This window comes from Vibrio genomosp. F10 str. 9ZD137 (assembly GCF_049974785.1).
Lineage (GTDB): Bacteria > Pseudomonadota > Gammaproteobacteria > Enterobacterales > Vibrionaceae > Vibrio.
Map to the genome: position 1 here is coordinate 1 of NZ_JBNGCJ010000441.1, position 5,349 is coordinate 5,349.

Annotated in this window: 6 protein-coding genes; 4 read left to right on the forward strand and 2 right to left on the reverse strand. The window is 45.6% G+C overall.

The window, feature by feature from the left end; translation table 11 throughout:
* Positions 1-927, forward strand: a 927-nt coding sequence (gene pyrC / locus ACP45E_RS10525; protein WP_069584986.1) for a dihydroorotase, incomplete at its 5' end; no start/stop codon positions are given.
* A 138-nt stretch (positions 928-1,065) separates the two neighbouring features.
* Here the strand turns inward: pyrC and ACP45E_RS10530 are convergent.
* Both ACP45E_RS10530 and ACP45E_RS10535 read right to left on the reverse strand, forming a co-directional pair.
* Entirely contained in the window at positions 1,066-1,986 is a 921-nt protein-coding gene (locus ACP45E_RS10530) for a DMT family transporter (RefSeq protein WP_017037824.1), read from the reverse strand.
* A gap of 140 nt (positions 1,987-2,126) precedes the next feature.
* Positions 2,127-2,327, reverse strand: coding sequence for a hypothetical protein (locus tag ACP45E_RS10535; protein WP_017033475.1), 201 nt, complete (start codon positions 2,325-2,327; stop codon positions 2,127-2,129).
* A 469-nt stretch (positions 2,328-2,796) separates the two neighbouring features.
* Here ACP45E_RS10535 and ACP45E_RS10540 point away from each other — a divergent pair, with 469 nt between their 5' ends.
* The 3 genes from ACP45E_RS10540 to ACP45E_RS10550 are packed head-to-tail and all read left to right on the forward strand — an operon-like array spanning position 2,797 to position 5,178.
* Positions 2,797-3,753: an AAA family ATPase gene (locus ACP45E_RS10540; protein ID WP_017037823.1), complete on the forward strand. Its 957-nt coding sequence runs from the start codon at positions 2,797-2,799 to the stop codon at positions 3,751-3,753.
* A gap of 3 nt (positions 3,754-3,756) precedes the next feature.
* On the forward strand, positions 3,757-4,698 hold the full coding sequence (locus ACP45E_RS10545) for a DUF58 domain-containing protein (RefSeq protein ID WP_017037822.1): 942 nt from the start codon (positions 3,757-3,759) through the stop codon (positions 4,696-4,698).
* Positions 4,699-5,178 (forward strand): DUF4381 domain-containing protein, encoded by a 480-nt coding sequence (locus ACP45E_RS10550; RefSeq protein WP_017033472.1) that lies wholly within the window; start codon positions 4,699-4,701, stop codon positions 5,176-5,178.
* The last annotated feature ends 171 nt before the right edge of the window (positions 5,179-5,349 follow it).

A 5,349-nucleotide genomic window follows, 5' to 3' on the forward strand; every position in this document is an offset into this window, starting at 1 on the left:
ATTATGCCGAATACTGTCCCACCTGTGACCAATACTGAACTGGCTATTGCTTATCGCGACCGCATTCAAGCTCAAAATCACAGTGAGCGATTTGAACCACTGATGGCGCTTTACCTAACAGACAACACAACCCCTGATGAAATTCGTAAAGCGAAAGCCTCTGGCGCGGTCGTTGCTGCTAAGCTTTATCCTGCCGGAGCAACCACCAACTCAGATTCAGGTGTGACATCGGCTAAAAATATCTACCCTGTTTTCGAAGCAATGCAAGAAGTCGGGATGTTGCTACTGATCCACGGCGAAGTGACCACTCACGATGTGGATATTTTTGACCGTGAAAAAGAGTTCCTAGACAAGGTACTAGCGCCTATTGTCGACGATTTTCCTAACCTTAAAATCGTTCTAGAGCACATCACAACCGCTGACGCTGCAGACTTTGTAAACAATGCCAACGACAACGTTGCCGCAACAATTACCGCGCACCACCTCCTTTATAACCGTAATCACATGCTAGTGGGTGGTATCAAGCCACACTTTTACTGCTTACCTATTTTAAAGCGTGGCACTCATCAACAAGCGCTGATTGAAGCAGCCACAAGCGGTAGCAAAAAATTCTTCATCGGTACCGACTCAGCGCCACACACTAAAGAAAACAAAGAAGCAGCCTGCGGTTGTGCCGGATCTTATACTGCCCATGCTGCGGTTGAGCTTTACACTGAAGTGTTTGAATTAGAAGGTAAGATTGAAAACCTTGAAGCATTCACTAGCCATAATGGTCCAGATTTCTATGGGCAACCACGCAACAGTGATACGATCACTTTAGTGAAAGAAACATGGTCAGTCGCTGAAACGATGCCATTTGGTCAAAATACCGTGGTGCCAATTAGAGCGGGCGAAAACATTGAGTGGAAGGTAAAAGAGACGGTTTAAACCATCCGCTATTCTATTGTTAGCCCAACACCGTCCTACACAGGGCGGTGTTTCTATTTATAAATTAATAGCTCAATAATTAACAGCTCAGCAGTTTATAGCCCACCGGTTTACATCTCAGCCTTTAGTACGCCCCTTTTAATCTGCCTTTTTACCCGAGAATATCAATGCAATACCCCCAAGTATCATCACGCTGGTGACCATCACAGTGATCGACAACAACTCCCCAAGCAATATTGCACCTGCGACTAACGCAATGATAGGCACCGATAACTGGGCGACAGAAGCCTGTAAGACGGACAAGTTGGTTAGGGCCAAATACCAAATCACATAACCGATACCCGATGCAAAAACCCCAGACAGCAGTGCCCACAGAGCACCTTGTAGCGATATTTGTTCAATATTTAACATCCAAGGGGTAAGTATTGAAGTGAGAAAAGCCGCGCCTAAAAAGCTCTGTGTCATGCTCACTCTTGGAGAAGCACCGACTTTGCGTTTTCCTAATAACGTGAGTACAGCCCAACTGATGCCCGCCAAAACCATCATCAGTGCAGACTTCATATCTGGTGCCGATGCCGATGGCAGCATGAGAAAGACAAAACCAAGAATAGCGATCAATAAACCGCTCGATTCATAACGATTAAGCGAGTTTCCTTGATACAGATGAAAGGCGATCATCGTTAGCTGTACGGCGCCAAAAAGAAGTAATGCGCCGGTTCCAGCGGCTAGCTCAACATAAGCATAAGAAAAACCAATCGCGTAAATAAACAGGGCCAAACCGCCAGAAAGTATTGCCTTAACACTCTCTTTTCCCGATGAAAATAGCATGTCCTCTTGGCCAGAATGGGGCTTAATGCCCAGTTCCCTGTTCTCGATATTTCTGCTCTCAGGTTTTCGGTTCACCACGTGTATAAACAGTAGCGTGAACATGCCAGACAAGATGCGCAACACGGTAAAGGAGCCTGGATCGATCGCAAATTGCGCCAGTGCGAAACGGCAGAGCAATGAGTTCGCTGCAAATGCAACCATAGCGATGAATGTAATGAGGCCCGTTGACAATGAAAACTCCTATCTTTGTTCTTTCAAACGCATTAGACGACAACCTATGATGACCTGTTTTTCGCGAAAAAGCTTTCAAATAAAAAAAGCCCGTCGAAACGGGCTCTTATAATACGAGACAACGGGCTATTCATACCCAATTAGTGAATAGGTGCATCGCTTTTTGCGTAGAACTGGCCAAAATGAGCTTCTAGAATTTCAGGGGTTAACTTACCTTCCGCCTCTAGCTTCTTTAACTCGGCAACCACATTTTTTTGTTCTTCCAGAGAAGGCAGTTTTGCCTCTGGTTCATCCGATGCTAGCTGAGACATTTGCTCTAGCTCTTTTTCAAAATCGCTCATTATTTCCACCTACCAAAGTTTTAAACTACAAAATTTTTCATCTAACAATCTTTCATCTAACAAAGTTCGACTTACCACAATACATACACGCAAAAGCCCTTCAGGAAACCTCTGCCCGGCAACATTTATACGCGTCGAACGGTACAAGATTCACTGATCACGAGTTTACCCATTCCTACGCTCTTATTCTAGCGTTGTGCGATAACTCATGACGGGTCGCCACCTAAATCCCATATTTAATCGAACAAAATATAACCGTTAGTTTTAAGAAAACGTCAAAATTGCTGCCCTGAGCCATTTTTCGTTGAATCAACTCTTGGAACCGACTCTATTGCCCCCATAATGTAATTATCTAATAATTAACATGTTCTATGTGGGTATTTTTCTGCAAGCGGTGATCACATAGTCAAGTTGATGGAACTAATTCCATTTTTGACTCACTAATTGAGAAATTAGGAGAACTCTATCAATGACCATACTAGCCATACAACAACTTCAGACCTACCTTGAAAGCCAAGTTATTGGGCAACCTAACCTAGTAAAACAGTTGTTAGTAGCGCTTCTAGCTGACGGGCATATTTTGGTTGAAGGTCCACCTGGCCTCGCTAAAACCCGTGCCGTGAAATCCCTTGCCGATTGCATAGAGGGGGACTTTCACCGAATACAATTCACTCCAGACTTACTGCCCGCAGACCTCACGGGTACCGATATATTTAGGCAGGAAACCGGCGAGTTTCAGTTTCAACCCGGCCCTATTTTTAATTCATTATTATTAGCCGATGAAATTAACCGAGCACCTGCAAAAGTTCAGGCGGCAATGCTTGAAGCAATGGCAGAAAAACAGATTACGGCGGGTAAGAATACGTACAAGCTGCCAGAGCTATTTTTAGTGATGGCAACACAAAACCCGATTGAACAAGAAGGCACATACCCTCTTCCTGAAGCTCAGCTTGATCGTTTCTTACTTCATCTTGATGTTGAATACCCAGATGCGGTAAGTGAGCTTGAAATATTAAGACTGAATCGTGGAGAAGCCAAGGGTGAGCAGGCCATCGCACCGCCAACCTTGAGCCAGAAAGATATTTTTTCAGCTCGGCAGGACGTACTGAATATTCATATGGCCGACAGCATTGAGCAGTACATCATTCGTCTTGTGATCGCGACACGTCATCCCGGTGATTATGACCAAACGCTGTCTCAGTGGATAGAGTTAGGAGTCAGCCCTCGAGCCACAATTGCACTTGATAGATGTGCTCGAGCACACGCCTGGCTTTCTGGTCGAGACTTTGTATCGCCAGAAGATGTACAAGCAATGGCATTCCCTGTGTTACGCCACCGCTTGCTACTTTCGTACCAAGCTCAAGCGGAAGGCATCCACCCGAATAAAGTCATTAATCATCTTTTGTCTCTTGTGGGTAGTGCATAAGCAATGGAAACGAATCACCGCGCCCTGCCAGATCAATTTAATGGCGCCACGCTGTCTCTAGAGGAGCTTATTTATTATAAGCAACACAGCATTCATTGGTTGTCACCGGCCAAGAGTCTGTGGGCTCAAATCGCGGGGCAACATCAAAGCCGAAAGCTCGGCAGAGGAATGGATTTTGCTGAAGTTCGTCAATATCAGGCAGGCGATGATATTCGCAGTATCGATTGGCGTGTCACCGCTCGAACCGGAAAAGCACACACCAAGTTATTTACCGAAGAATGTGAAAAACCCGTCGTACTCTACATTGACCTAAGCCCAAGTATGTTCTTTGGTTCAACGTTGCAATTTAAGTCAGTGCAAATGGGCCACATGGCGAGTTTACTCAGTTGGCTGTGTGTCGCCAATGGGGATCGTATCGGAGCGGTCATTGATACAGGTTACACTTTGATTGATGTTAAACCGACAGCTCGTGACCGCGGCCCATTAATACTGTTACAGAAATTGATTCAGGCTCATGAGCAAGGGCTGGGCAAACAAACAGAACCGCTGGGTGATCGACTTTCGTCAATGGCTGATGGGCTCCACGCTCTTCATCGCTTGTGTCCCAAAGGCAGTGAAATCATTTTGCTGAGTGATTTTGTGCGTTTTGATGAGCCATGTGGATCACTATTAAAACGTTTACGACAGCACAACTTACTGCGAATGGTGCACTTTTCAGATCCACTCGAATACGGTGAAACGTCTTTTCGTGGTGTAGAAAAAGTATCGGACAAGCGCCGTTCACAATGGATCGATTTCTCGTCTCGGAAAAGTCGTGACAGTATCAAAAGCAAGTACAATCAACATCTAGAGGGCTTAAAGCAAGCCAGCGAATCACTCGGCATTTCGTTTACCTCTATCTCAACTAACCAACCACTACTCAATCAACTATCTGGACATCTCTAAATGAAGGATTCATCTAGCTCGGCCCTATTGCCACTGAACGACTTACAACTTCCGCCGGTCCCTTCATGGTTTCCCCTAGCTTGGGGTTGGTGGGGTTCAGCGCTCGCTATCATCGCAGTAATTGCTTTGATTTTGGGGCTTATTAAGTGGAATAAAAAGCGCTTAGCGCCCAAGCAAACCGCCTTAAAACTGCTAAAACAGGGTCAAAACCAGCAAAACCCTTCAGATGCCATCGAGCTCGTCCGCCAAGCCGCCCTTTGTTACTTTCCTCGCGAACAAATTGCTCACCTTACGGGTCAAGAGTGGTACGCATTCTTAGATTCTCATTTATCATCACCCACTTTTGTACCCAATGCCAACCATTGGCAACAAGCGTTGTACAAAAAAGAATCGATAGAAGAGCCTCAGCTATTAATTGAGCACTGCTACCAATGGGTCAATGAAGCGCTGCCGCCAAAACGAGGACGCAAGCGTGGCTAGTCTCGAGTTTGTGTGGTGGTGGGCCTTTTTATTATTGCCTTTACCATTGATCATTAATCGTCTTCTCCCCCCCGTAAAAACGGCGGTACCAGTACAATTGCCCTTTTTGCCGAGTTCAAAAGGCCAAGCCGCCCCAAAGCAAACGTTACTGCGCGCACTTGCTGTGGTTGT